We start from the raw sequence: 23,121 nt of genomic DNA on the forward strand, positions 1-23,121 counted from the left end.
TGTTCTTCGATGATCATGCAAAATCAATGCCATCTGGAACGGACTCACAAGGTGAAACGCGGTGTTGATCAAGGAGCGGCACTAGCCTTAGTGCCGGTGGTGGGTATCTCTGGGTGCGGAGCCACCTCTTCAAATGAAGTGTCGGGAGTGTCACACCTACCCCGCTTCGTTCACCTGCATGACGGCACTAGGCTAGTGCCGCTCCTTGAACTGTCGGTCACTCCACCCATCGCGGCGACGAGATATCTCTCTCCAAAGAACAAGCACGCCGCCCCACCCTAAGGTAGAGACGGCGCGTAAGCTTGTTTTCTTGAAGTGACCTTGAAGAATCAGTCCACCAGTGCGGCTTCCTTCTTCTTTTTGCGGCCCTTCTTGCCACCGGCGTTGCGGAGTGCCTTGGGAATCGGGTCTTCCTTCTTCTGCAGGGCGCGGCGCAGTTTGCGCAGGGCGATGTTCTGCAGCTGGCGGATACGTTCGCGGGTCACGCCGAACTCCTGGCCCACTTCCTCAAGGGTGCGCGCCTTCTGACCGTTGAGGCCGAAGCGGGCATCGATGATCTTGCGCTCGCGCTCATCCAGAACCGTCAGCAAGCCGTCGAGCTGGCTGTGCATGTTCTTGTGGCTGAGAAGCTCGAAGGGGTTGTGCGCGTTTTCGTCGCCCACGATTTCACCGAACTCAGTGCTGTCGTCGTCGCTGATGGGGGCGTCGAGGGACGCGGGACGCATGGATGCGGTCTTGAGCTGGCTCAGCTTGGACCGGTCGATGCCGATTTCCTCGGAGAGTTCGTCGTCGGTGGGTTCACGGCCGAGTTCTTCGGACATGGCCATGGCCACGCGGCGCATCTTGGAGATCTTGTCCACCATGTGCACGGGCAGGCGGATCGTCTTGGACTGGTTCGCCAGGGCGCGCTTGATGGACTGTTTGATCCACCACGCTGCGTACGTGGAAAGCTTGCCGCCCTTGTTCGGGTCGAAGCGCTCCACCGCCTTCATAAGGCCGATGTTGCCTTCAGAAATCAGGTCGAGGAGGGGAAGACCGTAGTTCGCGTAGTCTTGGGCAATCTTGACTACGAGACGCAGGTTCGCCTTGATCATGTGGGCGCGCGCTTCAGGGTCGCCCTTCTTGATACGATCGGCCAGCTCAACCTCCTGCTGGGGAGTGAGCAAATCGGTCTTTCCGATCTCCCGAAGGTAGATCTTAATGCCGCCGTCTAGTTCCATGTTGGCCATATAATGAGGGAGGGGAAAATTGGGGGGTGGTCAATCTAACTTAAGTCTGGACCTTTTCTTCCACTTTTTTAAGCAAATTGTTGGCCAGACTCTGGACGTTTTAAGACCGGTCACCGGTCATTGGGAGATGACGCACCGCATGGCGCCTTGGATACGCTTCTCGTTCAACCAAAAACACCGTAATCGGTCAATCTTAAACTTCATAATTGTAAAGATTTCGAAATATTTGGTTCAGTAACAAACGCGGTCAGGTTTCGCCAGCCACTGAGTGAACGCTTTCCGAGCTTCTTCTTGTAGCAATTGCCGGGCCGGAAGAGCCCGCTCGGTGTGCTTTTTTGGGATTTCCAGATAGAGGTATTCGTCATCGAACCCGCTCGCGGCGGCATCCTGCCGGGAGGCAGCAAAAACCAGCCGGTCCACCCGCGCCCAGTAGGCCGCCGCCAGGCACATGGGGCAGGGCTCGCAGCTCGCGTACAGGACACAGCCTTCGAGAGTGTACCTGCTCAGTCGCTGACCCGCGTCCCGGATGGCCACGATTTCCGCGTGGGCGGTCGGGTCATAGGTGGAGAGGACCCGGTTCCAGCCCTCACCCACCACCTTCCCATCCAGCACCACCACTGAGCCGAACGGCCCGCCATCCCCCTTCATCATGTGCTCCCGGGAGAGGCGAATGGCCTCGCGCAGGAACTGGATGTCAGGGTCGGCGGACGGGTTCATGCGTGGGTGGGAGAAGCCGCCCCTGTCTGAGACGGGGGCGGGCGCACAGTGGATGTGGAAATGACGCGACTTGTGACAACCGAACGCGATTTTTTGCTGATTTAAAGATTCGATTTATTTCACTGCTGGGGAGGGTCGACTTCGCGAGTGGTCGCGCCGTGGGTGTCGCTCAGGATGAGCAGGGCCAGCTTTTGCACCTGACCCAGCTCAGAGGGTTTCAACATCTGGTGGTCCAGTCCGTTGCTCGGAGAATGGGAACCGGAGCGTGGCAGGGGCACCGGAGGCGGCACGGGGACGTTTTCGGCGCTGCTGTTCAGGCTCGCGTAGTCGAAGCGTCCGCGCAGGTCCGTGTAGCCATCCTTGAAGAAGCGTACGGTGCCGTCATTGAGACGGGCGTACACTTTGACATACGCCTTGGACACGGGCTTGTCCGTGCTGGAATCGCGGGTCTCCAGACGGCCGTAGTTTTCCGTGACGGCGAGCTTCAGGGTGTTGGCATGGTAGGGCTTGGCCTTGCGCTGGCCGGCGCCCACGATTTCCACCAGCACGTTCGCCTTGGCGAACTGTGCGGGCAGCGGCACGTCCACGGTGGTGGCGCCGGCAGGCAGGGCCTGGGTGGCGGTGAGGTTCGGCTTGATGATGCTGAACCGGCTCGCGTCCTGGCTCACAAACGGGCTGCTGCTGAAGCTGAATTCGGGGTCCATGAGGTAGTAGTTCACCACCACTTCACCCAGGTTCTGCCAGTTCAGGGAGATGGTGCGGTTCTCCACCTTGAAATCGAAGCCCGGCTCCGTGGCGGCCAGCTCTCCCTGCTGCTTCTCGCGGTCCGGCTTGTCCTTGTCGCCCGGCTTCGCGTCGCGGCCCTCGATTTCATCAAGCTGGGAGGTGACCTCGGCGAAGAGATTCTTCCAACGGTTGACCGAGTGGTCGGCATACTTCGTGGCCAGCGTGCGTGCCTCGCCGAGGTTCCCCTCGTAGAAGGCGGCGTAGCAGCGGAAGTAATCATGCTGCAGCTTTGTGGGCAGAGCATTGGCATCGATGGTCTTGAACCGGGCGAGCGCCTCCTCCACCCGATCCTGCAGGAAGAGGTAATACACCACGCTCATGGAGTCGATGGCATCGAGCTGCGGCTTCTGTGAGAGCACGCCCAGGAGGGTATCGTATTGATCCAGCACCATGGGGTTGGCGATGCGCCACTCATTTCCCACGCGGTGCGCGCGCTGATTGATCAGAGGGCTGTATTCCAGATGCTCATAGTCGTGCCGCTCGATGGGATCCAGCAGCACCAGCTTCGTGGCAAGATAGGCGCCGCAATGGTCCGTGAAGTCATCGCGGTGCTTCAGCCACTCCCGCAGGGAGGGTGTATCATTATGTAGCAGGGAATAGGTGCCAATGGTGTCATTCCACACATGGCGCTGGGCCATTACCTTCACGAGCTGGCGGTAGAAGTCCGGCTTCTTGCAGCGCCAGGCAATGCGCTCCAGAGGCAGGGTCTCAATGTTGTTCTGCGCGATGAAGGCCAGTGTGTCCGCATCGCTCGCTTCCTGGGAGACATAGTCCCATGAAGCCTTGTCCACCTGGGTGAGCTTTGCCACCACGGGGAATTCAAAGGCCTTCGCCGTGCCGGCCACATTACCACTGACGGCCACGCTCACCGGGAAGTGGGCGAACTTCGTGCCTGCGGCAGGAGTTGCCGGGAAGTAGAAGTAGTACTCGAAGGTTTGCGTGGTGTACGGGGCAAGCTGCACGCGGCGGGAGTTCGTGGCCTTGCTGCCTGCCACCGGCAGTGAGCCCTGGGGAATCTGCAGCAGCACCTCCGCTTTCGCGGGAGAGCTGGTGGGATTCGTCACCACCACGTTCGCACCATACACCGCGCCCGTGAGGAACTCGGCGGTCACATACTTCTCGAACTGCTCATTGCCCACTTGGCGATAGCGGTCACCATGACGGAAGAACACTTGGGACACGAGCAGATCCGGCGTGAATGCGGTGCCGGGAGCGATACCTTCCGGCCCCGGTGCCACGGCAGGCACGGCCTTGCGGCTCTCGGTCGCGGGCTTGATCTCCTTGTGATACACAATGACGGGACCGGCGGCGGTCAGGGTGAACTGGCCGTTCTCCGACTTCGTCAGGTGCTTGGGCGCATCGAAAGGAAGATCCAGCACCGCGAGTGCGAGCATCATCTCGGTAAAGTTCCGGTGGGACTCTGCCACTTCGGTGGAAACGAAGGGACCCTTGGAACCGGAAGCCACCCAGGCGGCATAGTCACGCCAGAAGGCATTCACCGGCACGAGGTCGGCAATCTGCTCTTCGATACGCAGCTTGTAGTAGTTGTTCTCCGCCCATTCCTTCGTGGGTCCGAGCGCACGGTACATGGCGCGGAACTGCAGGCGAATCTTCGCTGCCTCATCGTTGCCGAAGTAGGCGAGCGTGCCTGCAGTGATGGTCGTGCCACCGGTGTAGGTGTTGGTGCCATCCAGGGTCATGTAGCCATTGCCGGCCTTCACGATAGCGCCGGCGCCCAGCACCACACCTCCCATTGCGTGCTCCCTTTTCTTCGCCTCGGAACGCTCGACCTGTAGCTCGGGCAGAGCTTCCATGTCCTTGTCGGTCGCCTCCGCGAGCACGGCCATGTCTCCGGTCGTCAGGGAACGTTGCATTTCCCGTCCGGCGATTGCCCCCAGCCGGCCACGAGTTCCACCCACCGGTGGGCTCTCAGCGACGGCAAAGCTGTCCGCTGGAGCCATGGGTGCAGGGGCAGGCGTGGCAGTGGCAGGAGCCGACATGGCCATGGGCTTGGGCACGTTCTTCGCTGCCTCAGCCTCCACCTTGCGCTTCTCGTCGCTCAATCCCAGCGCTACCAGCCCCCGGCCCTCTGTGTCTTCCAGCACGCGCCCACGCAGCGCCGTTTCAAAAAGGCGATCCTGTTCATCCGGATTTGGCGGAATCATCTCCCATAGCTCCTTGAGATGGCGTGCAGTGTTGAGGCCTTCACCGTCGATGCGCTGGGCCAGTAGGCTGCGCTCCACCGTATTGAGGCGTCCATAGGACCAGGGTTCCAGGTACTTCTTGAGGTCCAGTCCTAGCAGGAAGTCATCCATGAAGGTCTTGTCCTTCTTGCTTGCGAGGTACGGTTTGATGACCGTGTTAAAGAATGCCTGGTCCTTCTTTGCGAGGAAGAAGCTCAGTTCATGGCAGGCGAACTCGCTGTACTTCGCGCGCTTCTCCTCATCCTTCATCTTCGGCCAGTCTAGAATCCACGCAAACTCGCCCAGCTTTTCGTCACTGCTCAATGTGGTGAACAGTGAATACACACCACCGAGCGTGTCATACGTCTCCATCTCACTGGTGAGGATGTCACCAAGGGTGAGTGCCTTTCCATTTTGCAGTACCGTAACCTCACGACGCTGCGTGAAGGGTTTCGCAGGATCGAGATTCCGTACCAGACGTTGGTCGGCGAACTTGGTGCCAGCCTCAGGAAGCGAGAGCTTCTGCCACACGGCGTTCTCGAGATCTTCGGCGTATACCTGAATCTGCTGGCGATCGCCCAGCTCCTTGCGTGCGATGCGCACCACGCCGTCCTTGTCCGGCAGGAGGTTGTAGATCACCGGCGCTGTATTCGCGAGGAAGTCGATGTTGGTGGAATCGGTGCCGCCTGCGGGAGGTGGAGGAGCGGGGGGCGATTCAGCTTTCGCCGCGCTCATGGCTCCAGCCGCGCCACCGCGCGTCTGACCAGCCGCTTCACCACCACGCTGGGCGAGGTCTTCCAGGCTTGTGTCCTGGATGGCCCAGGGATTCAGCAGAAGGCCGGGACGTGTGAGCATGTTCCCCGGGAAGAGCTTCGCATAGCGGCGCTCCAGGATGTAGCGATATTCATCACCAATTTCACGACCAGCCGCATACAGATTGGGAAGCTTGGCGGGGCGGCCCTCGGACGCTCCGAAGCGGGCAAATCTGCCAAGCTCATGGAAGATGCTGCGACCCGACTCGAACCGTGTCGCGCCGATGTGCACACGCGTGAAGGGCGAGTGATTGGCCAGCTTCACGGTGACGAACTCGTTGTCCGTCTGCAGTGACGTGATCTGCAGGGGGGCGGTGCCGCGCAGTTCCAGCAGACGGTTCTTGCCGAGGAGCCAGCCTCCCATCGGCTTGCCATCGGTGACCTTGATGGCGATGTCCCGGTTCTCCGTGCGCAGACGCAGCGAGTAGTCGCCGGGAGTGAGTCCTTCGATGACGAGGAAGCCATCGCGCAGCGTCATTTTTTCGGATTCATTCGAGACGAAGGTGCCGGCACGGGTGGCCAGCAGCGAAGCTCCGCCATCCACGAATCCAACAGGCGCAGGAATGCGCACGACCTCTCCCGACTTCGCGTTCACCACGGAAGACCACGTGCGCTCCGCATCATCCAGTGACCAGGAGCTCTGGCGGCCATTGGGAGACTTCGCGCCCACGGACGAGATGCCCTCCAGTGTGCCGAGTGCTACACGGCCCTTTTCATCCGTGCGCAGCGGGATGGTGATGGGTCGATTGAAACCTTTGCGACGGAAGGTGAAGACAATCTGCTGATCTGCGGTCACCTCGCCGTTCTTTCCAAGGAGCTCGTACTCATAGCCATCGCCGAACTTTGAAAGATGCCCGTCGTTGGTGGCATCCGTGGTGTCCATGCCGTTGAGATCCCACGAGTGACTGGCGGAGTAGGGGCGCTTCTCGCCGCCATTGCTCAGGATTTCTATTTCACCCGCGAGGGTGACGTTCAGCTTCGCAAGACGCTCCGGCACGCTGATGTTGTGCAGCAGCACGCTGCCGGCGCTGAGCTTGAGATCCTTCACCTCTCGCGTGGTGGAGATGCCGTCCTGCGTGGTGGAGGTGATGAGAAGCTTGGGCTTCTTCAGCAGTTCTGGTGCGAGGTGGGTATTTCCCAGCATCAGGGCTACACGAACCGCCAGGGTGGCTTCACGACGGGCCAGCAATTGTTCCCTCTCAATGTGGAACTGTGCGTCGAGGTGGTAGTTCTCCGCCTGATGTGTGAATTGGGTGAAGGTGGCGAAGGTGCCCGCAGCATCACTTACGATCAGACTCTTCCGCTGCGGCTGGTTCGTGAAGGGCACGATGATGCGCTCCAGCTTTTCATCCCGCGTGAGTTTGCGGCCATCCACCCAGGCCACGGCATCCTTTACAGGATTGCCATTTTCATCCAGCACCAGAAGCAGCGTGCCTGTGGGGCCGGGCTGCTCCAGCACCTGCCACTGGCCTACGCGCACGAGAGCACGGCTGCTGCGACCACCGCCGATGAACTCAATCACCCACGCGCCGCGCTTCCCGCGCAGTTCGTCGAAGGTGAAGGTTTGCCGCGAGCGCTTGAAGGGGCCGTTCTCGTACGTGTGCGTCTGTTCCTTGTTCGCCACCAGACCATCGAGATTCAGGTCCGTATTGAGCTGGCGACCCTGCGTCTGGAAGAAGTTCAGTGTATTCAGCTCATAGATCTTCACGATGAGCTGGGGGGTGTTCTTCAGCGTCACATCGAACTTTACTTCATCTCCGGGGCGGAAGAAGACGGTGTTCGTACTGGGGAAGAGGATGTCGACACGATCCTTCAGCGCCTGGAAGGCCTGCGGTGAAAGCAGAGAGGCCCAGCGCTCCGGACTGCCCTGCCCGGCGAGCACCATGGCTTCCGCGAAGACGGGCTTCAGCCATGCGGCGCGCACATATTCCGTGTAGGGTGAGAGGGCGGCTTCCACTTCGTTGCTTGTCGCGGCGTTGCGCACGAAGAGCTCCAGGAAGTATTCCCGCACCAGGGGCTCATCTTCCACGATGGGCGGGCGGCCCAGCAGCGCATCGGCATAGTTTGCATGGAGATTTGCCATGGGCACCTGTGCTTCCGCAGCGCGCTCCAGCATCTCCTCCCGCACATAATGCTGCTGGCGCGGCAGCTTGAGATATTCAATGAAGCGCTCACGATCATACACGCCCTTCTTCCGGTCGTGGTCCAGTCGTTGGTAGATGACCTGTGCCTTCAGGCTGTTGAAAGCTGAAGGCAGTGTCTTCACATAGGCCCACGCACGGTCGAGCCACGCTTCGCGTTCGGCATCGTCATAGGTGAGGTCCACATCCGCGGACGGTGCGAGCTTCCGCAGCATGGCGCGCACGTAGGCATCGTTTGAGGAGAGCTTGGGCACCTGTTGGGCGAGCTGCGTGAGTTGCTCCGGAAGAAGCTGGCGGTGGATGTTGAAAGCTCCGAAACCGCTGGAGTTCTGGGAACGCAGTTCACGGGCGATGAACTCCACCAGATTCGCCACATCCGGCCGCTGGAGCTTGGCCAGCAGCGCGCGCGCCTGGGCAGGGGAAAGCGTGGTGTTGTCGCGAATCAGCGTTTCGAGTTCGACCTGGGACAGGCCCTGCAGTCCGTTGTCATTGATCAGGGCGTCTGCCAGGAAGACTTTCCGTGCAATGAATTGTGCATCCAGCGCGGTGGGCAGATCCGGTTTGCGGTCGCGCACTTCCTGCTGGTGGTCGTGGCGGATGTCGAGCTTCCGCTTGATGTAGGCGATGGTGGCCTGTGGATTCGCGTCGTAGCTGAGCAGCGCCTCGCGGTTCTCAATCATCTCCCGCAGATGCGTGTCATCCGGGAAGCGCTTCTTCCACTGCGCCATGATGTCAGAGAACTTCGCTGCGTTGCGGGAGTTCTGGTAGTGCAGCGCGTGGTAGAAGTAAAAGTCCTCAGTGCCGGGCACGAGCTCGGCGAGGACCTTCTCCCGGTCCGCCGCGAGGGCGAAGCGCTCGATGAATCCAATTTCATTCTCATTCTCGGCAGTGACGGGAATGGCAAAACCAAGGGCGCTGGAAAGGGCTAGCAGGCGGAGGAGACGCGGTTTCATGGCGGGATGAGTTGACCGATGGGCAGGGGGTTCCGTTCGATGCCAGATTGGCATCATCTCCGAGCATCACGGAGGACACCGGTGAACATTTGTAAAGACTTCGTCAAGGAATGGGAAGGCGTGTCTCCCTCTCATTGTCGGTCCATGAGGGTGAGTGACATGAAATGGGATCTTTTTGCCCGAAGCCACTCAGAGGTACCGGAAACCACTCTGTGGAGACGGTTTGCAGAAACGGTGCCTCATTCGCACTTCCTGATGGCGGCATTTTCAGGAGCATGGTACACGGTATTAAAGAGAAATTACTCGTCCCCGGGAAGCGTGACGCATGTCGGCCTGCTGGATGATGGGTACTTTTGAATCCATTGCCTCTCGCCGAAATTCCCAAGCGGATCGATCCTTGCGGAGCTTTTCGCTTCAGAAATCTTGACCTCGCAATCTTATGAAGTCGATGTCGCGCCTTTCATTGTCCGTGGGCTTGACGATGCTGCTCGCGGCATGTGATCGTAACGAAGCCCCGCCACCCACCGCGCCTCCGGAGGTGCTTGTGTTGACCGCCTCCACGCAGGATGTGCCCGTCTTCCGCGAGTGGGTTGGCACGCTCGATGGCTCGGAGAATGCCGAGATTCGCGCGCGCGTCACCGGCTACCTCGTGAAACGAAACTACCAGGAAGGAGCCGTGGTGAAAAAAGGGGAGGTGCTCTTTGAGATTGACCCGAGGCCGTTCGAAGCCGCGCTTGCGGAGGCGCGAAACCAACTCGCCCAAGTGAAGGCGATGCAGGTGGCCGCGGCGGCGGAGGTGGAGCGGGATACCAAGCTCTTCAAGGACAAGGCGGTTTCCGAGCGCGACCTCTTCAACTCACGCCAGGCGAACGAAAGCCAGTTGGCGAAAATCAAGGCGCTGGAAGCCGCCGAGGAGCAGGCGAAGCTGAATGTCCAGTTCTGCAAAATTGAAGCTCCAGTCGATGGCATCGCGGGCATCTCCCAGGCACAGGTGGGCGACCTCGTGGGCACTGGCAGCAATGTGGTGCTGACATCCGTGTCCACGCTCGACCCGATCAAACTGGTCTTCCCGATCAGTGAGACGGAATACCTCATCGCCGCGGATTACCTGCAGAAGGCTCTGGCGAAGCCACTGAATGAAAGGGAGGAATTCATTGAACTGATCCTCGCCGATGGGAAGCCCTTTCCCCACAAGGGCCGGCTGCTCGCGGTGGATCTCAATGTGAAGGGTGCCACCGGAACCATCGTCATCACGGCCTTGGCAGCCAACCCCGGCAACATCTTGCGACCTGGCCTCTTCGCACGAGCGCGCATCAAGACGAAGGTGCTGGAGAAGGCCGTGGTGATCCCCCAGCGCGCAGTGAACGAAGTGCAGGGCACCTACCAGATTGGCGTGGTGGGTGCGAATGGAAAGGCGGAAATTCGGCCTGTGAAGGCTGGTCCTCGAACTGGCAGTAATTGGGTCATCACTGAGGGGCTGAAGGAGGGCGAGACGGTGATTGTCGAGGGGTTTCAGAAAGTGAGGGCAGGCGCGCCGGTGACGGCCAAGCCGTGGACGCCGCCCGCCTCGCATGCGGACGCATCTGCAGCGACACCCACTCCGACATCCCAACCCGCCGCCAAGTAACCCGATGGCCAGATTCTTCGTCAATCGTCCCATCGTCGCGATGGTCATCTCGATCATCCTGACCATTGTCGGGCTGGCATCGTATTTCAGCCTGCCGGTGGCGCAGTTTCCGGACATTGTACCGCCGGAGATCCAGGTAAAGGCCACCTACACGGGCGCGGATGCCATGACCATCGAGCAATCGGTGGCCACGCCCATCGAGCAGCAGATGAGCGGCGTGGATAACATGAACTACATGTACTCCACGAACTCGAATGACGGCAGCATGAAGCTGACGGTGAACTTCGACGTGGCCACGGATGCGAACACCGACCAGATCCTCGCGCAGATGCGGAGCAACCAGGCGAACTCGCAACTTCCCGCGGATGTCACGGCGGCAGGCGTGACGGTGCAGAAGTCCACCTCTTCGCCGCTCATCATGTTCTCCCTCTATTCGCCGAAGGGAACCTATGACGGCACCTTCCTCGCGAACTATGCTTACATCAATCTGAATGACGAGTTCACGCGTGTGCCAGGCATTGCAAGTGTGACGGTCTTCGGCGCGGGTCAGTATGCCATGCGCATCTGGGTGAAGCCGGATACGCTGGCCAAGCTGGGAATCACTATTCCGGAAATCCTCTCCGCCATCAAGGCGCAGAACTCGGTGAACCCAGCGGGCAAGATTGGCGCTGAGCCTGCGCCATTGGGCCAGGAGTATACCTATGCTGTGCGCGCCCAGGGACGATTGCAGAGCCCGGAGGAGTTTGGTGACATCGTGGTCCGTGCCAATCCAGATGGCTCCATGTTGCGCGTGAAGGATGTGGCGCGCATTGAGCTCGGAGCGCAGACCTACAGCGTGAGCAGCCGTCTCAATGGCCAGCCCGCGGCTTCCATCGCGCTCTACCAGTTGCCGGGGTCAAACGCCATCGCGGCTGCCGAGGGGGCGAAGAAACGGATGCAGGAGTTGTCCGAGAAGTTCCCCAACGATTTGGAATACACCGTCTCGCTCGATACCACGCTCGCGGTGACGGAGGGCATGGTGGAAATCCAGCACACGCTGTTCGAGGCCCTGGTGCTGGTCATCATCGTGGTATTCATCTTCCTGCAGGGATGGCGCGCCACGCTCATTCCCCTGTTGGCGGTGCCCGTATCCTTGATTGCCACGTTCGCCTTCTTCCCGCTCTTCGGGTTCACGGTGAATACCCTCTCGCTCTTCGGCCTCGTGCTGGCCATCGGCCTGGTCGTGGATGATGCCATCGTGGTGGTCGAGGCCGTGGAGCATCATATCGAGCAGGGACTCTCTCCCAAGGAGGCCACTCTCAAGGCGATGGAGGAGGTGACGGGGCCGGTCATTGCGATTGCCCTCATTCTTGCAGCGGTGTTCATACCCACGGCCTTCATTCCCGGCATCACAGGGCGATTGTACCAGCAGTTCGCGGTGACCATTGCGGTATCCGTGATCATCTCCGCGTTCAACGCACTGACTCTCTCTCCCGCACTCTCTGCACTGCTCCTCAAGCCAAAGAAGAAGAGCACGGGTCCGCTGCAGAAGTTCTTCGACCTCTTCAACCGCGGATTTGGCGCAGCCACCAACGGCTATGTCGCAGTGTGTCGCTATCTGCTGCGAAGGGTGATCATCGCGATCGTGCTCCTCGCGGTGATTGCGGGCGCTGCGGGTTTGTTTGGGAAGAGGGTTCCGGGAAGCTTCCTTCCGGAGGAAGACCAGGGCTACTTCTTCGCTCAGGTGGTGCTGCCGGATGCTGCTTCCCTCCAGCGCACGGATGAAGCCATGAAGGTCGCGGAGAAAATCCTCATGGACACTCCGGGGGTGAAGTACGTGACCGCAATCAATGGCTACAACTTCCTCAGCGGGGTGAATGTCACCTACAGCGGCGTGTTCTTCGTCACGCTCAAGGAGTGGTCCGAGCGCAAGGAGCCTTCGGAGAAGTACGGCGCCATCATGAAGCATGTGAATGGCAGTCTCTCCCGGATTCCCGCAGCGCGTGCCTTCGCCTTCTCACCGCCGGCCATCCCAGGCATCGGCACCAGCGGTGGCGTGACCTTCATTTTGCAGGATCGCTCGGGCAAAGATATTGCCTTTCTGGATGAGCAGGTGCGCAAGTTTGTGGGTGCGGCGCGAGAGCGAAAGGAGCTCACTTCGGTGAGTACGACCTTCTCCCCCGGCGTGCCCCAGGTGTTCATGAACGTGGACAAGGAAAAAGTGCTGAAGCAGGGCATTGAGCTCTCCACGGTGTATCAGACCCTGCAGACCTTCATGGGAGGTTACTTCGTGAATTACTTCAACCGCTTCGGCCGCCAGTGGCAGGTCTTTGTGCAAGCGGAGGGTGACTACCGGGCCAATGCGGAGCAGGTGAAGCAATTCTTCGTGAAGAACAAGGATGGGGCCATGGTGCCACTTGGCGCCGTTACCAATGCAGAGTTCATCAGCGGACCGGAGTTCACCATGCGATACAATCTCTATCGCAGCGCGCAGATCAATGCCACGGCCGCTCCCGGCTACAGTTCCGGCCAGGCCATGCAGGCCATGGAGGAGGTGTTTGCCACGACGATGCCGAATGAGATGGGCTACTCCTACCTGGGCATGAGCTTCCAGGAAAAGAAGGCCAGCGAGGGTGTCTCGCCCGTGGCCATCTTTGCGTTGTCCTTCCTCTTTGTGTTCCTGATCCTCGCGGCGCAGTATGAGAGCTGGAGTCTTCCCTTCAGCGTGCTGCTCAGTACGCCTGTCGCGGTTTTTGGTGCTTTTGCAGCACTCATGGTGGGGCGGTATGAGAACAACATCTATGCCCAAATCGGCCTCGTGATGCTCATTGGCCTCGCCGCGAAGAATGCCATTCTCATCGTGGAGTTCGCCAAGATGAAGCACGAGCAGGGGCTCTCCCTCACCGAGGCCGCTCTGGAGGGAGCCAGGCTCCGTCTGCGCCCCATCCTCATGACCAGCTTCGCCTTCATTCTGGGATGCGTGCCCTTGGCCATGGCCAGTGGTGCCGGTGGGTTGTCACGTCAGGTCATGGGCTTTGTGGTGATCGGCGGCATGCTCGCCGCGAGTTTCCTGGCCATCTTCCTGATCCCGGTGACCTTCCATCTGGTAGGGAGATTCAGCGGGAAGAAGGACGGACCCGCGAGCGAAGCTCCCGTGGAGACTCAAGCTCCAGCCAGTCACCCATGAAGTGACGCAAGCCGGGCGGTCGAGACGTTGTGCCGTTGCATTTTGTGAGCCGTGCGTGCATGCACTGTTCGTACCTAGGTGTACGGCACCTTCCCCAACCGTTTTCGGCATGACCATCGACGACATTCTCTCCAACGAATCCGTGAGACAGGCAGAATTCCCTGTCTCGCGGGACACCATCTTCATGGCACACGGTGGTGTGTGCATCCTGCCCCAGCGCTCCGTGAAGGCGATGCAGGATTACCTGGAGATCTGCGCGACCCGTGGGCAGGAGAACTTGGAAATCTGGAGGCACCTGAACGAAACGCGTGTCGTGGCCGCCAAACTTATCGGTGCGCAGGCCAGCGAGATAGCCCTGCTGGGGCCGACTTCGCTTGGTCTCAGTCTGGTGGCCAACGGACTTCCATGGCAGGCGGGCGATGAGATCGTGTGTTACCACGATGACTACCCCGCCAATGTCTATCCCTGGATGGATCTGCAGCGCCGTGGAGTGGTGTTGAAGTTTCTTGAACCGGACGTGCCCGGGCACATCACCCCAGAAGTTGTGGAGCGCGCGCTGACACCGAAGACTCGCATGGTGGCACTGGCCTCTTGCCACTTCTTCACGGGCTATCGGATCGATGTGGATGCCATTGGCAAACTGGTGCGTGGTCGCGGCATCTACTTCTGCCTGGACGCCATCCAGACCGTGGGCGCCTTTCCCACCAGCGTGGAGCATGTGGACTTCCTCAGCGCGGATGCGCACAAGTGGATGCTCGGTCCCATGGCGGCGGGTATCTTCTATGTGCGTGAGTCATTGCATGAGGTCCTGCGACCAACGCTCATTGGCGCGTGGAATGTGAAGTCGCCGAACTTCATCGCACAGGATCAGGTGGAGTTTGAGAAAGGTGGACGGCGTTACGAGCCCGGCGTGCCGAATGCGATTGGCATCTACGGCATGCGCGCAGCGCTGGACCTGCTGGTGGAGGTGGGCATTGAGAATGTTGCTGCTCGCTTGCTGAAGCTGAAGGCCCATCTTGTGCCGCGGTTGGAGGCCTTAGGCTTCCAGGTGTTGCCGCCTACCAATGGAGAAAATGCCAGCAGCATCACTACCGCCACACGGGATGGAGGGGCACCGCTGGAGCAGGTCTTCGATCACTTGGCAAAGCATCAAGTGACCATCTCCCTGCGCCACAACCGTGCCGGTCGGGCCCACCTGCGCTTCAGTCCGCACTTCTACAATACCGAGGCGGAGGTCGATCGGGTGTGCGCGCTGATTGGTGAGGTGAAATAGCAGGTGCGAATATTAGAGCACTTTCATAAACCTGTGGTCATCTGGAAGCTGAGTCGCGGAGCGACGCTCGAACCGGGAAATCTTGGGTGAGGTCATGGGCTCGGGTGTCGATCCGCGACTGGAACATCCACGGGTTACAGAAGCTTCCACGCTGGGCTGTGTTTCTAATTGCATCTCATCAAAGCCCGAAATCGGCTATGCCATTTTTTATAATGCCCTGGTTTGAGCTGTAGCCTCACGCGCGTGCAGTACTGTGTGCTGTTCGTCCCGGAGGGACGTTGGCTGGTAGCCGGTGGTGGAGGCCTGTAATCAGGTCGGGAACCACCGGATCTCGGAATCAACGATGTTCCGTCCCGGAGGCGACGGCGGAAGATGTGCCACTGTCTCTCCCACGTGCCAACACCCTATTACGTCCTTCCAGGACGAACCACCTTGAGCGGTTTCATCTGTGGCACAGTTCAACTCAAATGATTTAGTGTTGATTTCACACGAAGCATGGTGTTAGATTTACACCATGTCATTCACCTATCAATATGCGCGCCCCGCTCTCACGGTGGACTGCGTGATCTTCGGCTTCGATGCCGGGGAGCATGAGTTGCGCGTGCTGCTCATCCAGCGCGCCCTGCCTCCTTTCGAGGGGAAGTGGGCGCTGCCGGGTGGTTTCGTGAAGGTGGGTGAGAACACGGATGTGGCTGCCCGCCGTGAACTGGAGGAGGAGACCGGATTGAAACAGGTGTACCTGGAGCAGTTCAAGACCTTCAGTGAACCGAAGCGCGACCCGCGTGAACACGTGGTGAGCGTGGCCTACTTCGCCCTGGTACCCTTCCTGAGTCACCCTCCGAAGGCGGATACGGATGCGAAGGACGCTGCCTGGTTCTCCGTGGAGGATGTGCCTTCCCTGGCCTTCGACCACAAGGTGATTCTGGATACGGCCCTGCAACGCCTCCGACTCAAAATGCAGCACGAGCCCGTGGGCTTTGAACTGCTGCCACCGCAATTCACCCTGACCCAACTGCAACAGGTCTATGAGGCCGTGCTCGGCCAGACTCTCGATAAGCGCAATTTCCGGAAGAAGATCCTGAGCATGGACCTGCTCATCGATACCGGAGAGGTGCAGCAGGATGTCGCGCATCGCGCCGCGGCCCTGTGGAAGTTCGATGCGCGACGCTATGAAAAACTCAAGAAGGGCGGATTTCACTTCGCCCTGTAGAAACAAACTTCCGTGAGCGGGAACGTCATCAATTTTTACAGCACGAAGGGCGAATACGGTCCCTTCTCCAATTTTTCCGCGCACCGTCTTTTCCTGAAGGGAAAGACGTGGCGTACCTCGGAGCACTATTTCCAGGCCCAGAAGTTTGCGGGAACGGAACACGAGGAGGAACTGCGCATGGCGGAGTCTCCCATGGTGGTGGCCCGCATGGGGCGCTCACGGAAACGTCCACTCCGGAAGGACTGGGAATCCGTGAAGGACGACATCATGCGCGAAGCGGTGATGGCCAAGTTCACCCAGGACAAGGAACTCAAAGCCCTGCTGCTTAACACGGGTGATGCCACGCTGGTGGAACACACCGCGAATGATTTCTACTGGGCCGACGGTGGCGATGGTTCCGGAAAGAATATGCTCGGCATCATCCTCATGGAGGTGCGGGAGAAGTTACAGTTGGAGGCATCGTCTGTCGCAGACGAGTGAATGAAAAGGCGCGCGCTGTCATGCGCGCGTCCAACAACTAGACAATCGATTTTATGATTACCAAACGGTCAGCGAGGGCTTCGCTGGCAGAAGAGACTCTCCGCCTTGTTGAGCAAGGTGAATACACCAGCAGCAACGGGAAGGTCGTGGATCTTGCTGAATCCGTCAGCAGGTCCGTGCGCGGCACCGTGAGCATTTCTCCTGAGGAAGTGCTGGAAGTCGCGCGAGCAGGTGAAGCGAAGAGCGTCATTGAGGTGACTTCCGAATCCACGCTGCAAGCGCTCATCCGCTTGCAGAGCGAGGGCGCACCAGGTCTGGCCTGTCTGAACTTCGCCAGCGCGAAGAATGCCGGTGGTGGATTCCTGGGTGGCTCACAAGCACAGGAGGAATCGCTCGCTCGATCTTCCGCACTGTATCCCTGCCTCACTTCCGTGCCGCGCTACTATGAAACCAACCGGGCCTGCCGCTCGGGACTCTACACGGACTGGATGATCTGGTCCCCGGAGGTTCCTTTCTTCCGCGATGATGACGGTGCTCTTCTGGACGTGCCGGTGTTGGCCTCGGTGATCACTGCGCCAGCGCCCAACGCGGGAGCCGTGGCCAAGAACCAGCCGCACGAACTGCCAATGGTAGAGCCCACGCTTCGCCGGCGTGCGGAACGCGTGCTGCAACTCGCAGCTTCGCGTGGCGTGCAGACATTCGTGCTTGGGGCGTGGGGCTGTGGTGTGTTCCACAATGACCCGCGCATGGTGGCTGGCGTATTTGCGGATCTCATCCGTGAGGGTGCAGCCTTTGCAAATGTCTTCCCCCGCTTCGTGTTCGCCATCTATGACACCACCTCATCCGGCGAGGTGCGTCGTGCATTCGATATCGTCATTCCACAGACATCCTCATGAGCCATCCCACCATCACGCTCTACCGTCCCGTCGGACCGGAGGAGTTGAAGCTGATTGCTGACAGTGGCTGGCGGCGCTTTCCGCCCCGGCTGCCGGATCAGCCCATCTTCTATCCTGTGTGCAACGAAGGTTACGCGCGCCAGATTGCGCGTGATTGGAATGTGCCCGCCAGTGGAGAAGGTCACGTGCTGTGCTTTGCGGTCGATGAGGTCTATGGTTCGCGCTTCCCGAAGCAGATTGTCGGTGGCTCGGAGCATGAAGAACTCTGGGTGCCCGCGGAGGAGCTTGAAGAGTTCAACGGTCACATCGTCGGCGTCATCGAACTGATTGCGTCCTATGGTCGTGAGGGATGATAAAACGCGCGACCGCATCACCGGACTCATGCTCGGTGCTGCGGTGGGTGATGCTCTGGGACTGCCCGCTGAGGGCATGTCTGCGAAGCGCATCGCCCGCCGCTGGCCCGGCCCTTTGAAGCATCGCTTCTTCTTTGGCCGTGGCATGATGAGTGATGACACGGAGCATCTCTTCTTCACTGCCCAGTCTCTGATCGAGGCAGGTAATGATGTGGCAACTTTCCGACGTGCGCTCGCGAGGCGGTTGCGCTGGTGGCTTGTTGCCCTGCCTGCCGGTGTGGGGCTTGCCACCGCGCGCTCCATCATAAAACTTTGGCTCGGTTGGAATCCGGCGAAGAGTGGTGTGTGGTCAGCGGGCAATGGTCCGGCCATGCGCTCTGCGCTTCTCGGGGCACGATTCGCCAATGATGAGGCCAACCTGCGTGCCTATGTGGAGGCATCCACCATCATGACGCATCGCGACCCAAAGGCACTCGCCGGAGCGTTGGCAGTGGCATTCGGAGCTGCAGCCTTGGTGCGTGGCGAGGCGAACGATGACACATTGCTCCATAGTTGGCAGACGCTTTCACCTGATGACGAGTGGCAGCGTGCGATGATGCTGATGCGATCAGAGCTGGCGCGTGCATCACCCGTGGCCTCGTTCTCCGAATCTCTCGGCGGGAAGCGTGAGGTCAGTGGCTACATCTACCGCACGGTGCCCGTGGCACTCTACGCCTGGCTGCGGCATCGCGGCGATTTCCGAATGACGCTCCAGGAAGTGATTGGCTGCGGTGGGGATACGGACACGGTGGCTGCCATTGCGGGAGCACTTGCTGGAATGGAGTGCGGTGAGCAGGGCATTCCGGAGGAATGGCTCTCTGGCATCTGCGAATGGCCACGGAGCATCCGTGTTCTAGGCGAAGTGGCCTCACGTGTTGCAGACCAGGATTCCCAGTCTTCGGTGGGATATGCCGTGTGGGGTGTCATTCCGAGAAATCTTTTGTTTCTCAGTGTCGTGTTGCTACATGGATTCCGGAGACTAATGCCGGGATGAAGGGCAGCCGTGCTCCCGCGTTAGAATGAAGCCTATGCACTTGCCAGCATGAGAATGGTAAAACAAATCGCGATGTTATGCGGGCTCTGCCTGATGACCGGTACTTTCACGAGCTGCGTTTCGAAATACTGGCCCAAAGTTGAGGTGAACTCGACAGGGCTCTTGGTACCCGTGTCGCCCCGCTGGCGCTACAAGGACTGCGATTTCACCAAAGCGACGATTTTGCCGGATTTCAACGCACTCTACGTCAGTCACAGGACGGATTTCGACCTCGATCACTATTTCTTTCTCAGGTTCTGGCCGGGTGGACAAGTGTCGATGCGAGCGCTCGGCATTCCCGGCAGGCTTCCTACGGCTTCAGAAGGTGATGAGTTCTCATTGAATACAGCAGTCGGTTACTATTGTATCGACGGAAATGAGATAAAACTCGAGGTACTCGGGATAGACGGTCTTTACCATCTCGACAAGGGCACCATCTCACCAAATGCGATTGCTATCGAGGGTCTTTATAAATTGGAAATGTACAAGAGGGTCGACTACGCTGGAGCCTTAAAGAACGCACCCACGTGGTGAAGTGGTGCGCACGCGCCTTGCGATGTTGCACCACGCCATCGGTGGTGCATCGCATCCCGACCACACGAGCAGCCTTCAGCTCATTTGGCGGAATTGCCTGAAAAACATAGGCGCCGGGCGGGAGAGCTTCGGCATGGGAAGGGTGGGGCCATGCAGATAGAAGTCTCCCGCCCGGCTTGCGCGCGCCCTGCATAACCGGGGCGTCGGCGCGATGAACGCGGGCGAGTCGCGGCGTCAGCGCCACGAAAATCGTGGTGGACTGGACTCGCGAGGGGCGTTCAAACTGCTCACCAGGCTGGCACCCGAGGTAAGGGTGCCGCTCTGCACCAGACGCACCGAGAGTGGTACGCGGGTGAAGTCGCCTTTCGGGAGCTTGAGAGTCGGGTTGTTGGTGGAGGTGATGACGGGGGAGTTCATGGCAGTGCTCCTGTTTTTTGGGGCGGTGGGTTTTTCAGCGGAGAGTCGCTTGGGTGCCCCAACCATGTGCAAGGCGCATGCCAGAAGTTGATTGGTACTCGATTGGAGAAATTCAGAATATCTTAAATGACGGTATTAATGCGCTCATCACGTGCGACATGCGTGATCGATAGTTCGTTTTGCGCCGTCCTGAATGTGCCTGTAGCCTCGTAAACCTTTTGCGTAGTGCGTGTGCATCCTGCAAACCCGGAGGGCGTGGGATGGGCGGTTTGCACTGTAGCCACCAGAATCTCAGCCCGCCTGTTTCACCACCATCTCTGTGAAGGGCCACACATACGCCTGGAGAAATACAAAGACCCCTACGAGTGCCGCGAGAATGATGCTGTGCCAGAAAACGCGGCGGAGGATGGCGCTCTCCTGCCCAAACACACTCGCCGCCGTGCTCGCCACCACGATACTCTGCGCATCCACCATCTTCCCCATGACACCGCCTACGCTGTTCGCACTGGCCATGAGCACCGGGCTCACGCCGACCTGTTGCGCAGTCACCGTTTGCAGCGATCCAAAGAGCACATTCGATGCTGTGTCCGAACCCGTGAGGGCCACGCCAAGCCAGCCCAGCAAGGTGCCGAAGAAGGGATAGAGCCAGCCCGTCTTCGCGAGTGCGAGCCCCAGCGTGGCGTCCGCACCGGAGTATTTGGTCACGAAGCCGAGTGCCAGCATCGCCGCGATGGTGATCAACGAGAGTCGGATCTTCACCAGCGTGCGAAGCCAGACCTGGAGCATGCGTCCGGGTGAAAAGCCCATGACTGCACCTGCGATCACGGCCGCGAGAAGAATGCCAGTCCCGGTGGTCGAGAGCAGATTGAGCGTGTAGACAGCCTTCTCCGGTGTGGCTGGTACATCTGCGGGAATGACCGGTGGCGTGCGCACCACTGCCTGGTGCAGACCTGCCACGGAGAAGTTTTGAATGAAGAGGCCATCAAGGGCTGTCTTCGTTCCCTTCTGGCTCCACACAAAGACGATGCTCACCAGTATGATCCAGGGAAGCCAGGCGCGCTTCAAGGGGCGTTCATGGGTCGCTGTTGATGCCGCGGGGTTGCGGGGCTCGCCGACTGTAGTTCCAGCAGTGGCGAGTGTGGGTTGTGCGATGGTCTTTGGCTTCCATACCTTCAGCAGCAGCACCATCGCCAGAGTGGCAAACAATGCAGAGCCGATGTCCACCAGCATGGGGCCATGATAGTTCGAAATGATGAACTGCATGATCGCGAAGCTCACACCTGCGGTGAGTGTTGCGGGCCAGACCTCCCTCATGCCGCGCCATCCAGAGTACGCCATGATGATCCACGTGGGGATGATGGCGGAGAAGAAGGGAAGCTGCCGACCGGCCATCTGAGAGAGTGTCAGCTCGCCGAGACCCGTGACCTGATTCAGCGTGATGATGGGAATGCCCAGCGAACCGAAGGCGACCGGGGCGGTGTTGGCGATGAGTGAAAGACAGCATGCTTCGAGCGGCTTGAACCCAAGCTGGATGAGCAGCGCGGCTGTGACGGCGACCGGTGCGCCGAATCCTGCAATGCCCTCGAAGAAGGAGCCAAAGCAAAACGCTACGAGCAGGAGTTGGATGCGAGGGTCAGGAGCGAGCCGGGTGAAGCTGTGGCGGAGCGCATCGAACCAACCCTTCTCCACCGTCATGTTGTAGAGGAAGAGCAGATTCAGAATCATCCAGCCCACGGGCAGCAGTCCAAACGCCACGCCGTATCCTGCCGCTGCGAAGGCCGCCTTTGCAGGCATGTGATAGCCAAGGATGGCGACTCCCAGTGCGATCACCAGCGCCAGGGATGCGGCCAGATGCACACGCAGCTTCCCGGATGCTATGAGCCCCATGAGCACGCCGACCGGAATGGCTGCCAGCAGAGTGGAGAGAGCGGCGTTGTTGAGCGGGTCGTAGTTCTGTAGCCAAGGCATGGGGAGAGCGGGAGGGAGTGTCGTGTGAGGGAAATGCTAAACCCCGGCAGGCGGCGGCATTTTTCAGATCCCTCTCAAAAATTGTGCGTTCAAGGCTGTGTCTTCACATGCTTGTCCATCCACTGCACCGTGCGCTCCCACATCTCGGGCAGGTACACGTGTCCCACACCGGGATAGATGATGTTCTCAAAATGAGCAGGACTGTCGTGAAGTTGGTAGATCGGCTTTACCTTTTGCTCGATTGCCTTGATCCCACTGATGGGTGAGCCGCTATCCTGGTCACCCGTCATGAAGAGCATGGGGCGCGGCGCAGCGAGGGCGATGACGGCTTCGCTGTCGAAGTGCTGAAGCATCCCCGGCACGAAGTAATAGATGCCGTGCGCCTTCAGATTCTGCGCGCTGGCGAGGTCACGGTAGCGGGTCATGCAGGCTACATTCACTGCGGCACGCGGGCGGTCGTCGAGTGCCATGATCCACCAGCTCCGCGTGCTGCCCATGCTGATGCCAGTGACGCCGATACGCGAAGCATCCACTTCCGGACGCGAGCAGAGATAGTCCAAGGCCATGAGGTCGTCGCGAACGATGACACCCCACAGGGTGCGTCCGGCCCAGAGCTGGAATTTGGCCGCGGTCATTTCGCCTGCCGAACCTTTCTCGGTGGTGCCACCGGGACCTTCACCATTGCGTTCGCCGAAGCAGCACGCATCGATGCCCAGTACTGCATAGCCGAGCTTCGCCAGCGTAGGCCCGGCGGGCACCGGTGTTGCGTTTGTCTGCAACAACTCTTCCTTGCCGATGTCATACTGCCCGCCGTGCCAGTGACAGTAGAGGATAGCGGGTGACTTCTTCCCCGAGGCTGCAGCATTGGTTGGCAGGAAAAGATAGCCCGGCACGGTCATGCCGAGTCCGTTCTCGAAGCGAAACTTCTCCAGCACGTAGCCATCTTTTTCCTCGCGGGAGAGCGTGGTGATCTGAGGGATCGCAGGCCGGGGCGGGAAGGTGCCCAGCAGCGATTGCAGGGTGGTGCGTATCTCCGCACGCTGCTTTACCCATGCCTCTTTGGTCGCAGGCGTGGTGAATTCTGGAGTCTTCACCGCGCGCAGCCAGCGCTCGGCGTTGGTGATGGGGACGGGGGACTGGGCGGGTAGCATGGCGGTGGTGCATGTCATGGCCAAGGTCAGGGCGATGGCGCGGCAGGGAATCTGGCCTCTGGGCATGACATGGCATGCAAGCAAAGTTGCGGGCAGATGGACAGGGGAAAGTGGGGAATTGACCTTCCTGAAAGGTGGTTGAACGTTGCGCAG

At 59.7% G+C, this 23,121-nt stretch carries 15 protein-coding genes; 9 read left to right on the top strand and 6 right to left on the bottom strand.

From position 1 onward, the window contains the following. Positions 1-329: 329 nt before the first annotated feature. The 3 genes from DES53_RS23815 to DES53_RS23825 all read right to left on the bottom strand — a co-directional run bounded on the left by DES53_RS23815 (position 330) and on the right by DES53_RS23825 (position 8,821). Positions 330-1,229 (bottom strand): sigma-70 family RNA polymerase sigma factor, encoded by a 900-nt coding sequence (locus DES53_RS23815; RefSeq protein ID WP_113960832.1) that lies wholly within the window; start codon positions 1,227-1,229, stop codon positions 330-332. Between the two features lie 231 nt (positions 1,230-1,460). Continuing rightward, a complete protein-coding gene (locus tag DES53_RS23820; protein WP_113960833.1) occupies positions 1,461-1,946 on the bottom strand; it encodes a nucleoside deaminase in 486 nt (161 codons plus the stop codon). Positions 1,947-2,065: 119 nt separating this feature from the next. Beyond that, positions 2,066-8,821, bottom strand: coding sequence for an autotransporter-associated beta strand repeat-containing protein (locus DES53_RS23825; RefSeq protein ID WP_211325661.1), 6,756 nt, complete (start codon positions 8,819-8,821; stop codon positions 2,066-2,068). Between the two features lie 448 nt (positions 8,822-9,269). Between DES53_RS23825 and DES53_RS23830 the strand changes: the two genes are divergently transcribed. The 9 genes from DES53_RS23830 (at position 9,270) to DES53_RS23870 (ending at position 19,432) form a co-directional block, all read left to right on the top strand. Further along, a complete protein-coding gene (locus DES53_RS23830) occupies positions 9,270-10,448 on the top strand; it encodes an efflux RND transporter periplasmic adaptor subunit (protein WP_211325662.1) in 1,179 nt (392 codons plus the stop codon). 4 nt (positions 10,449-10,452) lie between these two features. Then, positions 10,453-13,614 (top strand): efflux RND transporter permease subunit, encoded by a 3,162-nt coding sequence (locus DES53_RS23835; protein ID WP_113960835.1) that lies wholly within the window; start codon positions 10,453-10,455, stop codon positions 13,612-13,614. Positions 13,615-13,723: 109 nt separating this feature from the next. Beyond that, entirely contained in the window at positions 13,724-14,887 is a 1,164-nt protein-coding gene (locus tag DES53_RS23840; protein WP_113960836.1) for an aminotransferase class V-fold PLP-dependent enzyme, read from the top strand. A gap of 514 nt (positions 14,888-15,401) precedes the next feature. After that, positions 15,402-16,097 (top strand): NUDIX hydrolase, encoded by a 696-nt coding sequence (locus tag DES53_RS23845; protein ID WP_113960837.1) that lies wholly within the window; start codon positions 15,402-15,404, stop codon positions 16,095-16,097. A 12-nt stretch (positions 16,098-16,109) separates the two neighbouring features. Next, positions 16,110-16,577 (top strand): riboflavin biosynthesis intermediates N-glycosidase, encoded by a 468-nt coding sequence (locus DES53_RS23850; RefSeq protein ID WP_113960838.1) that lies wholly within the window; start codon positions 16,110-16,112, stop codon positions 16,575-16,577. 53 nt (positions 16,578-16,630) lie between these two features. Further along, positions 16,631-17,473 carry a TIGR02452 family protein gene (locus DES53_RS23855; protein WP_113960839.1) on the top strand — a complete coding sequence of 281 codons (843 nt, stop codon included), beginning with the start codon at positions 16,631-16,633 and terminating at the stop codon, positions 17,471-17,473. Continuing rightward, on the top strand, positions 17,470-17,826 hold the full coding sequence (locus tag DES53_RS23860) for a hypothetical protein (RefSeq protein ID WP_113960840.1): 357 nt from the start codon (positions 17,470-17,472) through the stop codon (positions 17,824-17,826). Before DES53_RS23855 ends, DES53_RS23860 begins: the two co-directional genes overlap by 4 nt. Beyond that, positions 17,810-18,859, top strand: a complete 1,050-nt coding sequence (locus DES53_RS23865; protein WP_113960841.1) for an ADP-ribosylglycohydrolase family protein — start codon at positions 17,810-17,812, stop codon at positions 18,857-18,859. Before DES53_RS23860 ends, DES53_RS23865 begins: the two co-directional genes overlap by 17 nt. A 171-nt stretch (positions 18,860-19,030) precedes the next feature. Continuing rightward, positions 19,031-19,432 (top strand): hypothetical protein, encoded by a 402-nt coding sequence (locus DES53_RS23870; protein WP_170157349.1) that lies wholly within the window; start codon positions 19,031-19,033, stop codon positions 19,430-19,432. Positions 19,433-19,666: 234 nt separating this feature from the next. Here the strand turns inward: DES53_RS23870 and DES53_RS23875 are convergent, their stop codons facing one another. The 3 genes from DES53_RS23875 to DES53_RS23885 form a co-directional block, all read right to left on the bottom strand. Continuing rightward, on the bottom strand, positions 19,667-19,849 hold the full coding sequence (locus tag DES53_RS23875; protein WP_147263576.1) for a hypothetical protein: 183 nt from the start codon (positions 19,847-19,849) through the stop codon (positions 19,667-19,669). 291 nt (positions 19,850-20,140) lie between these two features. Continuing rightward, positions 20,141-21,817, bottom strand: coding sequence for an L-lactate permease (locus DES53_RS23880; protein WP_113960844.1), 1,677 nt, complete (start codon positions 21,815-21,817; stop codon positions 20,141-20,143). An 89-nt stretch (positions 21,818-21,906) separates the two neighbouring features. Further along, the gene (locus DES53_RS23885; RefSeq protein ID WP_170157350.1) at positions 21,907-23,034 is read right to left on the bottom strand and encodes an alpha/beta hydrolase family protein; all 1,128 of its coding nucleotides are present in this window, start codon (positions 23,032-23,034) and stop codon (positions 21,907-21,909) included. Between the last annotated feature and the right edge of the window lie 87 nt (positions 23,035-23,121).

It is taken from the genome of Roseimicrobium gellanilyticum, from assembly GCF_003315205.1.
Classification (GTDB): Bacteria; Verrucomicrobiota; Verrucomicrobiia; order Verrucomicrobiales; family Verrucomicrobiaceae; genus Roseimicrobium; species Roseimicrobium gellanilyticum.

What these genes read in the sequence shown, in the direction of transcription:
- DES53_RS23840 (WP_113960836.1), top strand. Translation starts at nt 13,724, where the DNA reads ATGACCATCGACGACATTCTCTCCAACGAATCCGTGAGACAGGCAGAA.
- DES53_RS23825 (WP_211325661.1), bottom strand. Translation starts at nt 8,821, where the DNA reads ATGAAACCGCGTCTCCTCCGCCTGCTAGCCCTTTCCAGCGCCCTTGGT.
- DES53_RS23830 (WP_211325662.1), top strand. Translation starts at nt 9,270, where the DNA reads ATGTCGCGCCTTTCATTGTCCGTGGGCTTGACGATGCTGCTCGCGGCA.
- DES53_RS23855 (WP_113960839.1), top strand. Translation starts at nt 16,631, where the DNA reads ATGATTACCAAACGGTCAGCGAGGGCTTCGCTGGCAGAAGAGACTCTC.
- DES53_RS23865 (WP_113960841.1), top strand. Translation starts at nt 17,810, where the DNA reads ATGGTCGTGAGGGATGATAAAACGCGCGACCGCATCACCGGACTCATG.
- DES53_RS23880 (WP_113960844.1), bottom strand. Translation starts at nt 21,817, where the DNA reads ATGCCTTGGCTACAGAACTACGACCCGCTCAACAACGCCGCTCTCTCC.
- DES53_RS23885 (WP_170157350.1), bottom strand. Translation starts at nt 23,034, where the DNA reads ATGCCCAGAGGCCAGATTCCCTGCCGCGCCATCGCCCTGACCTTGGCC.
- DES53_RS23860 (WP_113960840.1), top strand. Translation starts at nt 17,470, where the DNA reads ATGAGCCATCCCACCATCACGCTCTACCGTCCCGTCGGACCGGAGGAG.
- DES53_RS23820 (WP_113960833.1), bottom strand. Translation starts at nt 1,946, where the DNA reads ATGAACCCGTCCGCCGACCCTGACATCCAGTTCCTGCGCGAGGCCATT.
- DES53_RS23835 (WP_113960835.1), top strand. Translation starts at nt 10,453, where the DNA reads ATGGCCAGATTCTTCGTCAATCGTCCCATCGTCGCGATGGTCATCTCG.
- DES53_RS23845 (WP_113960837.1), top strand. Translation starts at nt 15,402, where the DNA reads ATGTCATTCACCTATCAATATGCGCGCCCCGCTCTCACGGTGGACTGC.
- DES53_RS23875 (WP_147263576.1), bottom strand. Translation starts at nt 19,849, where the DNA reads ATGAACTCCCCCGTCATCACCTCCACCAACAACCCGACTCTCAAGCTC.
- DES53_RS23815 (WP_113960832.1), bottom strand. Translation starts at nt 1,229, where the DNA reads ATGGCCAACATGGAACTAGACGGCGGCATTAAGATCTACCTTCGGGAG.